The sequence below is a fragment of the Mycobacterium kansasii ATCC 12478 genome (assembly GCF_000157895.3).
Taxonomy (GTDB): domain Bacteria; phylum Actinomycetota; class Actinomycetes; order Mycobacteriales; family Mycobacteriaceae; genus Mycobacterium; species Mycobacterium kansasii.
The window spans coordinates 1370061-1385722 of the sequence record NC_022663.1; the positions used below are offsets into that span (position 1 = coordinate 1370061).

A 15662-nucleotide genomic window follows, 5' to 3' on the forward strand; every position below is an offset into this window, starting at 1 on the left:
GAAGCGGTGCCGGGTCAGGCGGAACGGCGGCACAACCAGGACCGCGTACGCAACACAGATCTTCGATGGAGGTAGCCGCGTAGTGGCAAAGCAGGCAACCGCCGACAAACGTCAGCGGCGCGAGCGCGGGTCCATCAATCCAGACGACATCATCACCGGCGCATTCGAACTGGCAGAACAGGTGTCCATCGACAACCTGAGTATGCCGCTGCTCGGCAAACACCTCGGAGTAGGCGTCACCAGCATCTACTGGTACTTCCGCAAGAAGGACGATCTGCTTAACGCGATGACCGATCGCGCCTTGAGCAAGTACGTCTTTGCCACCCCCTACGTGGAGGCCGACGACTGGCGTGAGACCTTACGCAATCATGCCCGCCTGATGCGGAAGACCTTCATGGGCAACCCGATACTGTGCGATCTGATCCTTATCCGGTCGGCGCTCAGTCCCAGGGCCGCCAGGCTTGGCGCCCAGGAGATGGAGCGGGCCATCGCGAATCTGGTGCAGGCAGGTTTGTCTCCCGAGGACGCCTTCGACACATACGCCGCGGTCTCGCTTCACGTCCGCGGGTCGGTGGTGCTACATCGACTCAACGAGAAGCACCAGTCCGCGGACAGCGGGCCACGCGCCCTCGAAGACGCCATGGAGATCGACCCGCAAACCACACCGTTGATCGCCCGGGTCACCGGGAAGGGACACCGCATCGCGACCCCTGATGAGGCCAACTTCGAATACGGCCTCAACTGCATCCTCGACCACGCCGGCCGGTTGATCGAGGAACGGCCGAAAGCAGCCAAACCGCCGTCACCGCAACGTAAAACGGCCAAGTCGTCGGCTCCGCGAAAACGGACCAGGGCCGGGCCGTCCACGGATCGAGGCTAGGAGACCCGCATCCAAAGTTTGCAGTTTCTCGTCTCGAAAGCTGCCACGGTTGCCGGGATCGTCACATACATCGGACCCATCGAGGTATTCGAATTCACAATGTCGTCGGCGCTGGCCGCGGGTGTGCTGTGCATCAACCACGAGCAGGTTGAGAGTTCGGACACCCGACCGAACACCAGGATAAGGGGATTCGACGGTCCCTCGGTGCGGTAAGTACCTGGTGCAATGTCAGTCCCCACCAGAAAAACCCCATCGCCGGGGATCTGGTCGCCCGGTTCGGCACGTGCCGGTGACGCAAGCGATATCGCCGCTACGCAGGCAACCAACGCGGCTGACGGTCGAGATGCATCGGGCATGTCGTCCTCTTCAATCTGGCTCGGCCTAGCGGCAGCCTATACCCAGCCAACACCGGATAGCGCCGAATTGCTAGGCCTAACCGCCCTAGCTTCGGCCCGGCCGCGATGTGCCGAGCGCTCCGCCTTCCGCCACCACTCCACGCGCAATCAGATGGTCAATCAACGGGATTGCGCTGGCGGCAAGATGGTCGGCCATGGCAGCGCGGGCCAGCTTGTCGTCGTGCTTCGCCAGGGCGGACAGTATCCGCCGATGATGCTTGATCGCCCGTGCCGGCCAATGCTCGATGCTGGGAAACACCGATTCGGGTGCGTAACGGGTGATCTGAGACATCAATTGCGCCAGCTTCGGCGAGTCGGCCGCAATATTGATGGCTCGGTGAAACTCATGGTTGAGCTGGACCGTCCGCTCGTCGTCGTCGGCGGCGTAAGCCTCCTCGAGCTGCGCCTGGATTTGCCTGAGGCCACGCAACTGCTGGTCGCTGATGCTGATCGCGGCCCTCGCCGCCAGCTCGCCGCCCACATGCGCCTGCACGTTGGCGACGTCGGCGAGGTCGCGTTTGGTCACCGGCAACACCACGAACCCGCGGCGCGGCTGCTGGGCGACCAATCCTTCGGCGCGCAAAGCGAATAACGCCTCACGCACCGGTGTCACGCTGATTCCCAATTCCGCGGCCAGCTGATCGAGGCGAATGTAGTTGCCAGCGGCGTAGCTGCCTTCGTAAATCCTCTTGCGGACAAAATTCGCCACATCGTCGGAAAGCTGGGGTCGCGCAGCGAAATCCGGGACAGTCATCGCTTCACATCCGATACTCGTCGAGCAGCCGCTTACTGATGATGGACTTCTGTATTTCGCTGGTACCCTCGCCGATCAGCAGGAACGGCGCATCGCGCATCAACCGCTCGATCTCGTAGGCCGTCGAGTATCCGTAACCGCCGTGGATGCGGAAGCTTTGCTGGGTAACTTCCGAACAGTATTCGCTGGCAAGATATTTCGCCATTCCGGCGGCGACGTCGTTGCGCTCACCCGAGTCTTTCAGCCGCGCCGCATTGACCATCATCAGGTGTGCCGCTTCGACCTTGGTCGCCATCTCGGCCAGCTGGAAGGCGATGGCCTGGTGCTCAGCGATCGGCTTGCCGAATGTGTGGCGCTGCTGCGCGTACCGCACCGCCAGCTCGAAGGCCCGAATGGCCACACCACAGGCTCGCGCCGCAACGTTCACCCGGCCGACTTCGATGCCGTCCATCATCTGGAAGAAGCCCTGCCCCGGGACGCGGCCGAGGATGTCGTCGGCGGGTGCCCGATAGCCGTCGAAGATGAGTTCGGTGGTATCGATGCCCTTGTAGCCCAGTTTGTCGATCTTGCCGGGGATCATCAGGCCCGGAGCTACTTCACCGAAACCCGTTGGCTTTTCGATGAGGAACGCGGTCAGGTTGCGGTGCGGCTTGGCTGCGCCTTCGTCGGTGCGCACCAGCACCGCCACCAGCGTCGAACTGGCGCCGTTGGTCAGCCACATCTTCTGGCCATCGATGAGGTAGTCGCCACCGGGATCGCGGCGGGCCCGGGTGCGGATCGCGGCGACGTCGGAGCCCAGTTCCGGCTCGGACATCGAGAACGCGCCGCGGCACTCGCCGGTGGCCATGCGTGGCAGGAAGCGCTGCTGCTGCTCGTCGGTGCCATGCTGGCGCAGCATGTAAGCCACGATGAAGTGGGTGTTGAGCACACCGGAGACACTCATCCAGCCCCGGGCCAGCTCTTCGACACACAACGCGTAAGTCAGCAGGGACTCCCCCAGCCCGCCGTATTCTTCGGAGATCATCAGACCGAACAAACCCAGGGCGCGCATCTGGTCGACGATTGCCTGCGGATAGGTGTCGGCGCGCTCCAGCTCCGGCGCGTTGGGGATGATGTCTTTGTCGACGAATTTCCTTACGGCGCTGATGATTTCGGTTTGCAACTCGGTCAGCCCGAGGGTCTGGGCAAGTCTAGTCATGCGCCGTTGTTCCTATCGTCTGAGCGCTCGACAACCGCGCGATATCGGCGGCCGTCAGTCCGAGGCGCTCGGTGAGCACCGCCGCGGTGTCCTGCCCTAGTGCCGGTGCAGACGCGCTGGCCGGGTGGGCGCCGTCGAACGCGGCCGGCAGGCCCGGAGCCAGATATTCGCCGACCCCCGGCTGATGCAGCACGGAAAACAAGGGATTGGCAGTCACTTTCGAGCTCGCAGCGACCTGCGCGAAGCTGCGGTAGCGTTCGAAGAGCACGCTGGTACCCGACAGTGCCGCAGTGATCTCGTCCGCGGTGTGGTCGGCGAACCAGGTCGCGAAAAGGCCCGTGAGGACATCGCGGTAGCGGTACCGGTCGCCTTCGGCGGCGAAGTCCACGCCCAGCGCCTCGGCCAGTGCCGACACCGCCGTCCCGGTGCCGGTCACGTCGACCAGATCGCGAAAGTGCCGTCCGGTCAACGTGACAACCATGAACCCGACCCCGTCGCAGCTGCTGAAGTCCTGGCCGTACTGGCCGTAGACGGCATTACCCAGCCGCGGCCGTTGCGTCCCATTGACCTGTGGCTCGGTCAACAGCCCCAGGTTTCCCGCCGTCGCCAGCGCAACGTCTTCCAGTGCCAGACTGACCCGAGCCCCCATCCGCGTTTGGTCACGGCGGCACACCGCAGCGACGACGGCGAGCGCGGCATACACACCGCAACAGACGTCCCAGGCCGGCAGCACATGGTTGACCGGGCCGGCATGGCCGACCGGACCGGTGACCAGCGGGAAGCCGGTGGCCGCGTTGACGGTGTAGTCGACAGCGGTTGACCCGTCGCCCCGCCCGAGCAGCTGGAGATGAATGACATCGGAGCGCCTGGCGGCCAGCAGCTCGTGGCTCAGCCAGGGAAAGCCGGCGTTGGTCACGACGATGCCGTCGCCCTCGACGACCAGCCGCTGCACCAGCTGCTGTCCTTCCGCCGACCGCAGATCCACGGTCACCGAACGCTTCCCCTTGTTCAGACCTGTCCAGTAGATCGACGTTCCGGTTGCAGCGAGCGGCCAGCGCTGCACGTCGGCGGCGCCGCCGATCGGATCGACGCGGATCACCTGCGCACCAAGCTGGCTGAGCGTCATGCCGCACAGCGGTGCGGCCACGAAGCTGGAAACCTCGACAATGCTGATGCCGCTCAACGGCAACGCGGGACCTTGCATGTCTATGCGACCCGTTCAAAGACGGCGGCCAGCCCCTGACCCCCGCCGATGCACATGGTTTGCAGGCCGTAGCGCGCCTGGCGCCGATCCAGTTCACGTGCCAAGGTGGCCAGCATCCTGCCGCCGGTCGCGCCGACGGGATGACCCAACGAGATGCCGGAGCCGTGCACGTTGGTGCGTTCCCGGTCGACGGCACCGAAGTTCCACTCCCGCATCACCGCAAGCGCCTGCGCGGCGAACGCTTCGTTGAGTTCGATGAGATCGATGTCGGCCAGCCGCAGGCCCGCCTTGGCGAGTGCGGCCTCGGTCGCGGGCACCGGGCCGATGCCCATGATGTCGGGAGCCACCCCCGCCAGCCCCCAGGACACCAAACGGACCAACGGCCTCAAGCCGTACTCGGCGGCTTTGGCCGGCGTGGTGACCACGCACATCGATGCCGCATCGTTTTGGCCGCTGGCGTTGCCGGCTGTCACCGTGGCCTGCGGATCTTGGTTCAGCAGAACGGGTTTGAGCTTGCCCAGCGACTCAAGCGTCGTGTCGGCGCGGGGATGTTCGTCGGTGCCGATCAACTGCTCGCCGTGGCGGGTGGGCACTGCGACCGGAATGATCTCCGCGGCCAGGAAGCCGTCCTGTTGCGCGGTGACCGCACGCCGATGCGACGTCACCGCGAGTTCATCTTGCTCCAGCCGCGAAATGCCGTACCGGCGGCGCAGATTTTCGGCGGTCTCCAGCATTCCGCCGGCCACCGGATGATGCCGGCCCCCGGCCGTGGTGCGGCCACGGGCCAGGCCGTCGTGCACCCGGATGCCACCGCGGGCACCACCCCAGCGCATATCGGTGGAATAGAACGCGACATTGCTCATGCTTTCGCAGCCGCCGGCGATGACGAGGTCGTTGTCGCCATTGCTCACCTGCAGGCAGGCGTGGATCACGGCCTGCAGACCCGAGCCGCAGCGGCGGTCGACCTGCATCCCGGGAACCGTGACCGGCAGGCCGGCATCCAGCGCGACCACGCGGCCGATGGCCGGTGCCTCGCTGCTGGGATAGCAGTGCCCCAGAATCACGTCCTGCACCGCCTCGGGCGGCAAGCCGGTGCGGTCCATCAGTCCGTTGAGCGCGGCGACGCCGAGGTCAACGGCGCTCAGTGACTTGAACATTCCGCCGTAGCGGCCAATCGGCGTGCGGACCGGCTCGCAGATGAAGGCGTCGCTCATATGAATCGCCCGCCGGTGACGTCCAGGACGGTTCCGGTGATGTACGACGACAGGTCGGAGGCCAAAAACAACGCGACACCAGCGACTTCGCTGGGCTCGCCCGCCCGGCCCATCGGGACCTCGGCCAGCTTTTGGTCCCAAATACGTTGCGGCATGGCTTCTGTCATCGCCGACCGAATCAATCCCGGGGCGATAGCGTTGACTCGAACACCCACGTGGGCGAGCTCTTTGGCGGCGGCCTTGGTCATTCCCACGATTCCGGCTTTGGCCGCAGAGTAGTTTGTCTGGCCCACCATCCCGACCTTGCCCGACACCGACGACATGTTCACGATTGCGCCCCGCTTGTTTTCGCGCATGATGGCCGCCGCCAGCCGGGTGCCGTTCCACGTACCCTTCAGATGTACGTTGATGACCTGGTCGAACTGCTCCTCGGTCATGTTACGCATCGTCGCGTCGCGGGTGATGCCGGCGTTGTTGACCATGATGTCGAGGCCGCCGAAACGCTCTACGGCCGTGCGGATTAACGTTTCGACCTCGTCGGCTTTGGTTACGTCGCACTGCACGGCCGCCGCGACTCCGTCGCCGCCCAGCTTCCGGGCCGCGGCTTGGGTCGCCTCGAGATTCACGTCACCGAGAACTACGCGCGCGCCCTCGGCGACGAATCGCTCGGCAATGGCCAAGCCCAGTCCCTGGGCTCCACCGGTGATCACCGCCGTCTGACCGTTAAGCAATGACATCGACTATTCCTTACTGTCCCGCCCGCAGCCGGGCGCTCGTTCAAATATAATATTTCATATATGATGACGCGATGCCCGTGACAGTCAACGACGAGGACTTTCAGCAGATCCTGGCCCAGACCCGTCACTTCGTCCGCACCGCCGTGATCCCTCGTGAGCAGGAGATCCTGGACAACGATCGGGTGCCGGACGACCTGCGTGAGCATGCCAAGAAGATGGGATTGTTCGGCTATGCGATTCCGCAAGAGTGGGGCGGGCTTGGCCTCGACCTGCCGCAGGACGTCGAACTTGCCATGGAATTGGGCTACACCTCGTTGGCGTTGCGGTCGATGTTCGGCACCAACAACGGCATCGCGGGGCAGGTACTGGTCGGCTTCGGCACCGACGAGCAGAAAGCCCGCTGGCTGGGGCCGATAGCCTCCGGCGACGTCGTCGCCTCGTTCGCACTGACCGAACCCGGCGCCGGGTCGAATCCAGCCGGATTACGCACCAAAGCCGTTCGGGACAGCGGCAATTGGGTGATATCCGGGCAGAAGCGCTTCATCACCAATGCACCGGTCGCCGGTTTGTTCGTGGTTTTCGCGCGGACCAGGCCGGCCGACGAGCAGGGCGCCGGTATCGCGGTCTTCCTGGTTCCCGCGGACACGGCAGGAGTTGAAGTCGGTGCCAAGGACGCCAAGATGGGCCAGGAAGGGGCCTGGACCGCCGACGTCAACTTCAACGACGTCCGGGTCGGCGCCGAGGCGCTGATCGGCGGCACCGAGGACATCGGCTATCGAGCGGCCCTGACGTCGTTGGCACGCGGCCGGGTGCATATCGCCGCGATCGCGGTCGGCACGGCTCAGCGGGCACTCGACGAATCCGTGGCCTATGCCACCACCGCAACGCAGGGTGGCACGCCGATCGGGAATTTTCAGTTGGTGCAGGCGATGCTGGCCGATCAGCAGACCGGCGTGCTGGCCGGACGCGCGCTGGTTCGCGATGCCGCGCGGCTGTGGGTGTCAGGAGAGGACCGCCGCATCGCCCCGTCGGCGGCGAAGCTCTTCTGCACCGAAATGGCCGGCAAGGTAGCCGATCTCGCGGTGCAGATTCATGGTGGCAGTGGCTACATGCGTGGCGTCCCGGTGGAACGCATCTACCGCGATGTTCGGCTGCTGCGATTGTACGAGGGCACCAGCGAGATTCAGCGGCTGATCGTCGGGTCGAACCTGGTGCGAGCGGCGCAGCGCTGAACTCGGCGCCGTACGGCGTCAGCCAGATCGCGGATCGTCAGACCGCCCTGCTGACGGTAGCCCAACGACTGCGCGGCACCATCTACTATCGCCCCGATTCGCCGCGCAGTTGAGCGTGGGGCAATGCCGCGTCGCTCAGCCGTCGTCCGAACCGCTCTCGCATGCCACGGAAGACCCTAGTGCGGCGAAAACCAGTGCGCCGCCTGCGCCCAACAGAATCGCCTGTGTGCTGAGGTTTCCGCGTCGGCCCTCATCAAATCCTGCGATTACGTCGACCGTGTCGATCGCCGCGCCCGCCACCGCGACCGCCCGAACCGCACCGCTCGGGGCCGCGAGCAACGCCACCGCCAGGGCGAGTTCTCGAGCACCGAAAAGTCTTGTCAGGAAGCGATTTGCGGTCACGGGATCAATGCCGAAGAGTCGCGCCGTCAGGTCCGGGGCGAGCCAGCTGCCGAGACCGACGGCAGCGCGGGTTGCGCCAAGCGCAATACGTGCAGTGGAATAAGTCGCCATTTCATGAACATAGATCATGCGCTTTCAGATGAGACGCGTGCCGGCCAGGACGCCGCGGATTGCCGCGGATAACCCTGGCGCAGCATCCTCGGCACGATGTGGTCGTCGCGTCGGCCGGCGTGGCAATAGGGAAATCCCGGTGCAGGGGCATTCAGCACGGCCGCTGGCATTCGCAGCCGGCAATTGCCCAACAGCTTTCGCGGTGAACAGCCGCTGACGCCGTAGTTCGATAGTGCTCGGTGATAGTCACCCGGTCAGGTTGTTCGATTGCTGAGCTGAGCCGCGGATTCAAGCAAGTTAAGAGCTCGGTATCGGGCTTGTCGCCGGCCAGACCCAAGCCGCCGACCGGGCGCTAGCCGAATACTCTTTTCAGTCGCGGAGGCGTCACATCACGGCATAGCGGGAAATCGCCTGTCTCCCGGCTGCACCTCACCACCCGGGGGCAGCGATCGTCGACCAACACACAATCGCAAGGGGTGCGGGCGGAGGGACTCGAACCCTCAAGCTCTCTCGAGCAATGGCACCTAAAACCATCGCGTATGCCAATTCCGCCACGCCCGCAGCGCTGCCGATCGTACCGTCCGGCGCGCCAGGCGAGTCGGTCAGTGGTCTCTCCTACCTGGGGTCAGCACGCCGAAAGGAGCCAACTGCGATCCGCGGAGTTGTTCGCGGATTGATCGCCAGCGACGGGTGCCGGGGTGGTCGCCAACGATCGCGGAACGCGAAGCGTTCGCTGCCACTTCTCGAACAGATCCGAAAACAAGCTGGACTTGTTCACCGGGGCACTCGACGACGTGGGTCCCCTGGACGCGGTCGAGCCATTACATCATCGCCGTGTACCGCAAGACATTCATTGTTGCGCGGTCGCGCGTCTCGACGAGTTCGTCGGACCCAAGTCATGACGCATGGTCGCGGTACCGTCTAAGAGTGTCGACTACGCACCGTCGCAGGCCCGCGCTGATCGCCCTGGCGATCAGCGCCGCGTGCGGCTGTCTGGCCTTGGGCTGGTGGCAGTGGACCAGGTTCCAGTCGGTGTCTGGCACCTTCCAGAATCTGGGATACGCGTTGCAGTGGCCGATGTTCGCCTGGTTCTGCATCTACGCGTACCGCAAGTTCGTTCGCTATGAAGAGGTACCGCCAGAGCCGCCAAACGCGATGACCGAGATACCAGCCGGACTATTGCCCGAACGGCCCAAGCCCGCGCCACAGCCCTCCGACGATCCTGCCCTACAGGAGTACAACGCATACTTGGCCGAACTCGCTAAGCACGATGCCGAGAGGCAGAACAGGAACAGCGCATGACAACGCCTGAGACACCCGAAACGCAGCGGAGCACTATCTTTCCCGCGGAAAAGATCCGCACCGCGCTGCTCGGCTATCGCGTGATGGCGTGGACAACGGGTATCTGGCTCATCGCCCTGTGTTATGAACTGATCTCCCACCTGGTCTTCCACCACGAGATCCGCTGGATCGAGATCGTGCACGGTTGGGTTTACTTCGTCTATGTGTTGGCCGCTTTCAATCTCGCCGTGAAAGTTCGCTGGCCGATCGGCAAGACAGTCGGTGTCCTGCTCGCCGGTACCATCCCGCTACTGGGCATCATCGTCGAACATTTCCAAACCAGGGACGTCAAGTCGCGTTACAACCTCTAGATGGCGGTGCCCGCGCTCAGCGGAGTACCGGCTGTGCCAGTCACCTCCTTAACATTCGTTCTGGGCGAGCCGGTTGAGGTTGCCCAGAAGTAGTGGGCATCTGAGATAGCGGGACGGTGGTCTCGGCGTACTTTGCGGCACTCAAGACAAGTCTCATGGTCCTAGCGACCAAGGGTCGCTAGGCGAGGGCTACCAACTCCGGCAACAGCAGCCTCAGCGCGCGGCCCCGATGCGACATCGCATCCTTCTCCTCGGGGCTCAGCTGCGCCGCGGTCCGCTGATAGCCGTCGGGAATGAAGACGGGGTCGTAGCCGAACCCGCCGTCACCGCGTGGCTCCCGCGCGATCGTGCCAGGCCACTGGCCACGCACCACGACTTCGCCGGACGCCGAGACCAATGCGCAGGCCGAGACGAATGCCGCACCGCGCCGCTCGTCGGGTACATCGCGCAACTGGGCCAGTAGCAGGGCGGTGTTGGCCGCGTCATCGCCGTGGACGCCGGACCACCGGGCCGACAGCACCCCGGGCATGCCGTTGAGCGCCGCCACCTCCAAACCGGAGTCGTCAGCGACGCTGGCCAGACCGGTCGCGGCGAACGCGTCGCGCGCCTTGGCCAGCGCGTTGTCCTCGAATGTCGCACCTGTTTCTGGTGTCTCGTTGAATGACGCGACGTCATCCAGCGACACCAATGTCACCCCTGACAATCCGCCACCGTCCAACACCCTGCGCAGTTCGGCCAGCTTCTTGGGGTTGCGGCTGGCAACCAGCAGCTTGGTCACCAATCAATCCGAAACATAGTCGTCCCGGCCCGGGGCCTACGCGCGACTTTCCAGGTTGATTGCTGGACTTTCCTGGTTTAGTGCTGGTCGCGGTGCTATTTCCCTGACATAAGGGACTTCGCAGTCTTGACAACCCCAAATCAATTTGTGCATGTAACAGCCCACACAAAATCCCAGCGTGGCCTCCAACCACGTCAGGACAAAACAGACTGCAACAACAGCCGCCATCGCCACGGGCGACGCGCCGAACAGGCGCATGGCAAGACATATCGCGGCTAAACTGCCACCGAGTAACCATGCAAACCGTTTCGGGCGAGTTGGTTTCCACACCGGACGAATTCCCATTGTCAACGCGGTGCCCAGAATGCCGGTGGGGCTGAATGGAGTTAATCCGGTAGCCGCCGCAGCCAACATATCAAAAAGCACGAGCGGACCAACAATGATCACCGGATCGGTTTCCGGACGCATCAGCAATAATGCGATCGTGATTGCAGAGATAATGTTTAGCAAACCCGCTCTTGCGCGGGTCGCCGTCTCGTTGATGCGCGGTTCCGCATGCGCATTCGTCATCTGTCCCATTGCCCACCACGGGTGGTTGAGAAAAGCATGTTCAAGTGGGACTTGCCGGCTGGCCATCAATTAATCCTAAAACAATTGGTTTTGGCAAAGCTCAATTGGACGTCGAGAAGCTTATCATAACGGTATTGTGTGCGCCTCTGGCCAGCCACAATTGAGTCGACGACAATGCCAAACGCTACGACCGACCAAGCCGAGCGGCGCCGCACTGCCGGTGACCGGGAGCAAAGACATAGTCTTCATGAACGGCGTTGAACGACGTGCCGTTTGTGAAGTTGACCGGCCTCATTAGGAGCACTCGGAAGGAACACCCGGGCCATTGAGGCTTGAGTGTTCCGATTGGTGGATTATCTTGGTCAGCTTCCGAACGCTTTCGGCGCTGGCGGTCCTTCGGGCAGGACACCTGGATACGGCAGCGCCAACGCCTCCCGCTGGGCGGCGAACAATTTGTCGCAAGCGCCCAGCGCCATGTCGAGCAGCTTGTCCAGCGTCGATCGCGGGAACGTCGCGCCCTCGCCGGTGCCCTGGATCTCCACCAGAGTCCCGGTGTCGGTGGCGACGACATTCATATCGACCTCGGCTCGGGAATCCTCCTCGTACGGCAGGTCAACCCGGATCCGGCCGTCGACCACCCCCACACTGATCGCGGCGATGGCGCACGACAACGGCCGGGGATCAGACAGTTTGCCGGCCGCCGCCAGGTAGGTGACGGCGTCCGCCAGCGCCACATAGGCACCCGTGATGGCCGCCGTGCGGGTACCGCCATCGGCTTGCAACACATCGCAGTCGACCGCAATGGTGTTCTCCCCCAAGGCCGCCAAGTCGATGCACGCCCGCAGCGACCGACCGACCAGTCGACTGATTTCCTGGGTGCGGCCACCGACTCGCCCCTTGACCGATTCGCGGTCGGAGCGAGTATGGGTAGCCGACGGCAGCATTGCGTACTCGGCAGTGAGCCATCCCACACCAGATCCCTTGCGCCAGCGTGGAACCCCCTCGGTAACGCTGGCGGTACACAGGACCTTGGTGCGACCGAATTCAATCAGCACCGAGCCTGCAGGGTTTTCGGTGAACCCGCGGGTGATGACCACCGGACGAAGCTCGTCGTCGAGGCGGCCGTCTTCTCGTTTGGACACGACGCCAACCCTAGCGGGCACCGTCCTCATCGAGTGTGCGTCCACGGTGTCGCGACGTGCCTCGGGTTCAAGCGGTCGGCTGCCGTGTGTACACCCTCGAAGCCAGATCCGCCCACTCGGGCAGACCGACGCCTCGCAGATCGGCATAGCGGCGGTCCGTCCCAGTGCGCGGCCGCACACGACGTTCAACCACCTTCACCTGAGCCGTATAGGTCTCACCGGTGCAGATCGTTCCGTCGAGTGGCCAGACGGGAACGCCGCGCCACTTCCATTCCTCGATGACGTCCGGATGTCGGCCTGCTTGATGAGCTTGCGGATCCGCGCGAGCGTGTCGCCCCGCCAGTCGGCCAGCTCAGCTATCCCGCGTGTCGATGTTCTGCGTCGTGTCGCTCATGGGTTCAGCTCAACTCCTGAATGCGGATCAGGTTGCCGGCGGGATCACGCAGTGCGCAGTCTCGAACCCCGTACGGCTGATCCGTCGGCGCCTGAATCACCTCGCCTTGGCCGTCGTGCAGGCAGGTCTGCAGCCGCTCAAAGGTGGCATCGAGATCTTTGGTTGCCAAGAGCAGGGTGCCGTAGCTGCCTTTGGCCATCATCTCGGCAATGGTGCGGCGCTCCTCGTCGGTGATGCCGGGGGTGGCGTTCGGCGGGTACAAGACGATGGAGGTGTCAGGCTGATGGGGAGGACCGACCGTGACCCAGCGCATCTTGCCCTTGCCGACGTCGAGGCGGACCTCGAAGCCGAGAACGTCGCGATAAAAGGCGAGCGATTCCTCTGGGTCCTCGTGCGGAAGGAAGCTCGAATGAATGGTGATGTCCATGACGCTCACGCTAGGTGCAGCTCGGTAACCGAGGCTTCTCGATTCCTGATCGGTCGGGTCACCTGCTTCTCCAGGCACGCCGGAATGGCCTTCGCGGCGCCTGCTGTCCGCTCTCGATAAAGGCTGGGTGGCATGCCGACCAGCTCGGTAAAGCGAGTGCTGAAGGTGCCCAGCGATGAGCAACCGACGGTGAAGCAAACCTCGGTGACGCTAAGGTCGCCGCGACGCAAGAGCGCCATCGCGCGCTCGATTCGCCGCGTCATGAGATACGAATACGGCGATTCGCCATAGGCCAGCTTGAACTGGCGGCTGAAGTGCCCGGCGGACATATTCACGCTTCGGGCGAGCGCGTCGACGTTCAGCGGCTGTGCATACTCGCGGTCCATCCTGTCCCGAGCGCGCCGCAGCAGCTTGAGGTCGCGTAAGCGCTGATCCTGGGCCGGTGTGCTCATCTGCGCCGAACCACCGCCTTCGCCAGCGAACTTCAGGCCCGCCGGACTTCGAAAGTCTCGCCGCACACCACCGCGTGTACGGGTCCGTCGAACTCGGCCTTGGCCTCACTGATGACGTCCTCGCGCGATGTCCATGGCGGAATGTGGGTCAGCAGGAGCTCGCGGACGCCGGCCCGCCTCGCGGCCCTTCCCGCTTCGGTGCCGGACAGATGTAAGTCCGGCGGACGATCCGGGGAGTGTGTCCAGGAGGCCTCGCACAGAAAGACGTCAACGCCGCGAGCCAACTCGACGAGCTGGTCACAGATGCCGGTGTCGCCGCTGTAGGCCAATGAGGCGCCGGTGGAATCGGTAAAACGCATGCCGTAGGACTCGGTCGGGTGAGCAACGATCCGGGGCACCACGGTAACCGTGCCGAACGTCACCGGCTCGCCGTCCACCCAGTGGTGGACGTCGAAGATGTCCGAGCAATCGTCGATCTCGCCGCCGTAGGGCGATGACGCTGCCCCCAGGCGCGACCAGGTATCGCTCGGGCCGTATAACAACTGGCCTGACCCCGATCGGTTGGTCCATGGCTTATGAGAGTCTTGCAGCCCACGCTGTGGGCAGGAAGGCTCAACAAGATCATGGCAACAAGGAAGCGGCATAGCCCCGAGCAGATCGTGCGCAAGCTGACGCTGGCGGATCGGCTGTTGTCCGAGGGCAAGGACACAGCGGCAGTGTGCCGCGAGCTGGGTGTGTCGGAGGCGACGTATCACCGATGGCGCAATCAGTTCGGTGGTTTGAAGGCCGAGGATGCCAAGCGCCTGAAGGACCTCGAGCGCGAGAACGCAACGCTGAAGCGGCTCTTGGCAGATGCCGAGTTAGAGAAGGCTGCACTCAAGGAGATCGCGCGGGGAAACTTCTAGGCCCGGAGCGTCGGCGGGCAGCCGTTCGTCACCTCCAGCGTGTGCTGGGGGTCAGCGAACGGTTCGCCTGCCGCGTGACCGGGCAGCATCGGGCCACCCAACGCCACGAACCCGCCGCCGAGACTGCCCAGGACCCCGATGCCGGCTTGCGGGCCTGGCTGCGCCGCTACGCCAAAGACCATCCGCGGCGTGGGTTTCGGCCCGCTTATCACGATGCCCGCGCTGAAGGTTGGCAAGTCAATCACAAGAAGGTGCAACGGCTCTGGCGTGAGGAAGGCTTGCGCGTGCCGCAGCGGCGGCGCCGTAAACGACGCGGTAGCTCCACCGCCCGGCCCGAGGTATGCGCCGATGCCCCCAACCGGGTCTGGGCCGTGGACTTTCAGTTCGATTCCACTACCGATGGGCGCCCGTTCAAGATCGTCTCGATCATCGACGAGCACACCCGCGAATGTCTCGGCGACAAGGTAGACCGCAGCATCACCGGCGAGGACCTCATCGACGAACTTGACCGCATCGCCGCTCAACGCGGTACCTATCCGAACGTGCTCAGATGTGACAACGGACCCGAATTAGCCTGTGCGGCAATGGCAGACTGGGCCGACGGTCACGTCGGGCTGCACTTTATCCCGCCCGGTGAACCTTGGCGAAACGGCTACGTCGAATCATTTAACTCCCGCATCCGCGACGAATGCCTCAACATCAACAGCTTCTGGTCTCTAGCCCAGGCCCGCGTGGTCATCAGCGACTGGAAACATGACTACAACCATCACCGGCGGCACTCTGCCTTGGGCTACCAAGCCCCCGCCCACTACGCTGCCACCTGCACCCACCAATGAACGACTCTCGTTCGCCGTGGACCAGTTCACGGGGTCCGGTCACAACGCCTTGCCCTTGGGAGGCGTCGGGTGATAACGGCGCCATACGAATAACCCAGGCATATCCAGACAGTGGTCCGCGTGCAGATGCGACAACAGCACATGCACCGACCCGGGATCCAAGTGTCGCTGTAGTGCGCCGAGCACACCGCCACCGAAGTCGATGACCATCGGCGGGGTGTCCGGAGCCCGGAGCAGATAACCCGACGCGGCCGAATCCGGACCCACGACGCTGCCGGAGCATCCGAGCACGGTTATTCGCACGGACACTACTGTGCCATGCCCATTACCGCGATGAGAAAAACATTGCCGCAATAGGTGAGCAGAATCTCGCGTGACG

At 63.9% G+C, this 15662-nt stretch carries 17 protein-coding genes, 1 tRNA gene and 3 pseudogenes; 5 read left to right on the forward strand and 16 right to left on the reverse strand.

Annotation, left to right across the window (positions count from 1 at the left end; genetic code table 11):
* Positions 1 to 82 precede the first annotated feature (82 nt).
* Entirely contained in the window at positions 83 to 880 is a 798-nt protein-coding gene (locus MKAN_RS05815; protein WP_023366144.1) for a TetR/AcrR family transcriptional regulator, read from the forward strand.
* Here the strand turns inward: MKAN_RS05815 and MKAN_RS29330 are convergent.
* From MKAN_RS29330 to fabG, 6 genes are all read right to left on the reverse strand, one after another.
* Positions 877 to 1236 (reverse strand): hypothetical protein, encoded by a 360-nt coding sequence (locus tag MKAN_RS29330; RefSeq protein ID WP_080674018.1) that lies wholly within the window; start codon positions 1234 to 1236, stop codon positions 877 to 879. The genes MKAN_RS05815 and MKAN_RS29330 overlap by 4 nt on opposite strands.
* An 85-nt stretch (positions 1237 to 1321) precedes the next feature.
* Positions 1322 to 2029, reverse strand: a complete 708-nt coding sequence (locus tag MKAN_RS05825; RefSeq protein WP_023366148.1) for a GntR family transcriptional regulator — start codon at positions 2027 to 2029, stop codon at positions 1322 to 1324.
* Between the two features lie 4 nt (positions 2030 to 2033).
* Entirely contained in the window at positions 2034 to 3227 is a 1194-nt protein-coding gene (locus MKAN_RS05830) for an acyl-CoA dehydrogenase family protein (protein ID WP_023366149.1), read from the reverse strand.
* Positions 3220 to 4431, reverse strand: a complete 1212-nt coding sequence (locus MKAN_RS05835) for a CoA transferase (RefSeq protein ID WP_023366151.1) — start codon at positions 4429 to 4431, stop codon at positions 3220 to 3222. The genes MKAN_RS05830 and MKAN_RS05835 overlap by 8 nt, the downstream gene beginning before the upstream one ends.
* 2 nt (positions 4432 to 4433) lie before the next feature.
* Positions 4434 to 5645 (reverse strand): acetyl-CoA C-acetyltransferase, encoded by a 1212-nt coding sequence (locus tag MKAN_RS05840; RefSeq protein ID WP_023366153.1) that lies wholly within the window; start codon positions 5643 to 5645, stop codon positions 4434 to 4436.
* Entirely contained in the window at positions 5642 to 6382 is a 741-nt protein-coding gene (fabG, locus tag MKAN_RS05845; RefSeq protein ID WP_023366155.1) for a 3-oxoacyl-ACP reductase FabG, read from the reverse strand. The genes MKAN_RS05840 and fabG overlap by 4 nt, the downstream gene beginning before the upstream one ends.
* Before the next feature lie 71 nt (positions 6383 to 6453).
* On the opposite strand from fabG, the gene MKAN_RS05850 reads away from it, so the two are divergent.
* A complete protein-coding gene (locus MKAN_RS05850) occupies positions 6454 to 7614 on the forward strand; it encodes an acyl-CoA dehydrogenase family protein (RefSeq protein ID WP_023366157.1) in 1161 nt (386 codons plus the stop codon).
* A 135-nt stretch (positions 7615 to 7749) separates the two neighbouring features.
* Here MKAN_RS05850 and MKAN_RS28690 read toward each other — a convergent pair whose 3' ends face one another.
* Together MKAN_RS28690 and MKAN_RS05860 are read right to left on the reverse strand one after the other, a co-directional pair.
* Positions 7750 to 8127, reverse strand: a complete 378-nt coding sequence (locus MKAN_RS28690; RefSeq protein ID WP_160937581.1) for a DUF4267 domain-containing protein — start codon at positions 8125 to 8127, stop codon at positions 7750 to 7752.
* A 477-nt stretch (positions 8128 to 8604) separates the two neighbouring features.
* Positions 8605 to 8688 (reverse strand) — tRNA-Leu (locus tag MKAN_RS05860).
* A gap of 366 nt (positions 8689 to 9054) precedes the next feature.
* Between MKAN_RS05860 and MKAN_RS05870 the strand changes: the two genes are divergently transcribed.
* Both MKAN_RS05870 and MKAN_RS05875 read left to right on the forward strand, forming a co-directional pair.
* The gene (locus tag MKAN_RS05870) at positions 9055 to 9429 is read left to right on the forward strand and encodes a hypothetical protein (protein WP_023366163.1); all 375 of its coding nucleotides are present in this window, start codon (positions 9055 to 9057) and stop codon (positions 9427 to 9429) included.
* A complete protein-coding gene (locus MKAN_RS05875) occupies positions 9426 to 9779 on the forward strand; it encodes a DUF3817 domain-containing protein (protein ID WP_023366165.1) in 354 nt (117 codons plus the stop codon). Before MKAN_RS05870 ends, MKAN_RS05875 begins: the two co-directional genes overlap by 4 nt.
* Before the next feature lie 178 nt (positions 9780 to 9957).
* Here the strand turns inward: MKAN_RS05875 and rdgB are convergent, their stop codons facing one another.
* From rdgB to MKAN_RS05900, 7 genes and pseudogenes are all read right to left on the reverse strand, one after another.
* Positions 9958 to 10560 carry an RdgB/HAM1 family non-canonical purine NTP pyrophosphatase gene (gene rdgB, locus MKAN_RS05880; protein WP_225722858.1) on the reverse strand — a complete coding sequence of 201 codons (603 nt, stop codon included), beginning with the start codon at positions 10558 to 10560 and terminating at the stop codon, positions 9958 to 9960.
* Between the two features lie 33 nt (positions 10561 to 10593).
* Positions 10594 to 11193, reverse strand: a complete 600-nt coding sequence (locus tag MKAN_RS29335; protein WP_225722859.1) for a DUF4395 domain-containing protein — start codon at positions 11191 to 11193, stop codon at positions 10594 to 10596.
* 296 nt (positions 11194 to 11489) lie between these two features.
* Positions 11490 to 12269: a ribonuclease PH gene (gene rph, locus MKAN_RS05885; RefSeq protein WP_023366169.1), complete on the reverse strand. Its 780-nt coding sequence runs from the start codon at positions 12267 to 12269 to the stop codon at positions 11490 to 11492.
* Between the two features lie 190 nt (positions 12270 to 12459).
* Positions 12460 to 12629, reverse strand: a pseudogene (locus tag MKAN_RS31700) (DUF1801 domain-containing protein); the annotation flags it as partial.
* A gap of 38 nt (positions 12630 to 12667) precedes the next feature.
* A complete protein-coding gene (locus tag MKAN_RS05890) occupies positions 12668 to 13090 on the reverse strand; it encodes a VOC family protein (protein WP_036392872.1) in 423 nt (140 codons plus the stop codon).
* Positions 13091 to 13095: 5 nt separating this feature from the next.
* On the reverse strand, positions 13096 to 13542 hold the full coding sequence (locus MKAN_RS05895; RefSeq protein ID WP_036392870.1) for a helix-turn-helix transcriptional regulator: 447 nt from the start codon (positions 13540 to 13542) through the stop codon (positions 13096 to 13098).
* 32 nt (positions 13543 to 13574) lie between these two features.
* A pseudogene (locus MKAN_RS05900) lies at positions 13575 to 14084 on the reverse strand (MBL fold metallo-hydrolase); the annotation flags it as partial.
* Positions 14085 to 14165: 81 nt separating this feature from the next.
* Between MKAN_RS05900 and MKAN_RS05910 the strand changes: the two are divergent.
* Positions 14166 to 15283 (forward strand): IS3 family transposase gene (locus MKAN_RS05910; protein WP_122443431.1). Its coding sequence is split into 2 segments (ribosomal slippage): positions 14166 to 14433 and positions 14433 to 15283, totalling 1119 coding nucleotides; the frame shifts between segments, so codons are not numbered across the junction.
* A 42-nt stretch (positions 15284 to 15325) separates the two neighbouring features.
* Here MKAN_RS05910 and MKAN_RS05915 read toward each other — a convergent pair.
* Positions 15326 to 15592: pseudogene (locus MKAN_RS05915) on the reverse strand (MBL fold metallo-hydrolase); the annotation flags it as partial.
* Positions 15593 to 15662: the final 70 nt, after the last annotated feature.

Coding starts and splice junctions, on each gene's coding strand:
- MKAN_RS29330 (WP_080674018.1), bottom strand. CDS start 1,236: ATGCCCGATGCATCTCGACCGTCAGCCGCGTTGGTTGCCTGCGTAGCG.
- MKAN_RS05825 (WP_023366148.1), bottom strand. CDS start 2,029: ATGACTGTCCCGGATTTCGCTGCGCGACCCCAGCTTTCCGACGATGTG.
- MKAN_RS05830 (WP_023366149.1), bottom strand. CDS start 3,227: ATGACTAGACTTGCCCAGACCCTCGGGCTGACCGAGTTGCAAACCGAA.
- MKAN_RS05835 (WP_023366151.1), bottom strand. CDS start 4,431: ATGCAAGGTCCCGCGTTGCCGTTGAGCGGCATCAGCATTGTCGAGGTT.
- MKAN_RS05840 (WP_023366153.1), bottom strand. CDS start 5,645: ATGAGCGACGCCTTCATCTGCGAGCCGGTCCGCACGCCGATTGGCCGC.
- fabG (WP_023366155.1), bottom strand. CDS start 6,382: ATGTCATTGCTTAACGGTCAGACGGCGGTGATCACCGGTGGAGCCCAG.
- MKAN_RS05850 (WP_023366157.1), top strand. CDS start 6,454: ATGCCCGTGACAGTCAACGACGAGGACTTTCAGCAGATCCTGGCCCAG.
- MKAN_RS28690 (WP_160937581.1), bottom strand. CDS start 8,127: ATGGCGACTTATTCCACTGCACGTATTGCGCTTGGCGCAACCCGCGCT.
- MKAN_RS05875 (WP_023366165.1), top strand. CDS start 9,426: ATGACAACGCCTGAGACACCCGAAACGCAGCGGAGCACTATCTTTCCC.
- MKAN_RS29335 (WP_225722859.1), bottom strand. CDS start 11,193: ATGGCCAGCCGGCAAGTCCCACTTGAACATGCTTTTCTCAACCACCCG.
- MKAN_RS05890 (WP_036392872.1), bottom strand. CDS start 13,090: ATGGACATCACCATTCATTCGAGCTTCCTTCCGCACGAGGACCCAGAG.
- MKAN_RS05895 (WP_036392870.1), bottom strand. CDS start 13,542: ATGAGCACACCGGCCCAGGATCAGCGCTTACGCGACCTCAAGCTGCTG.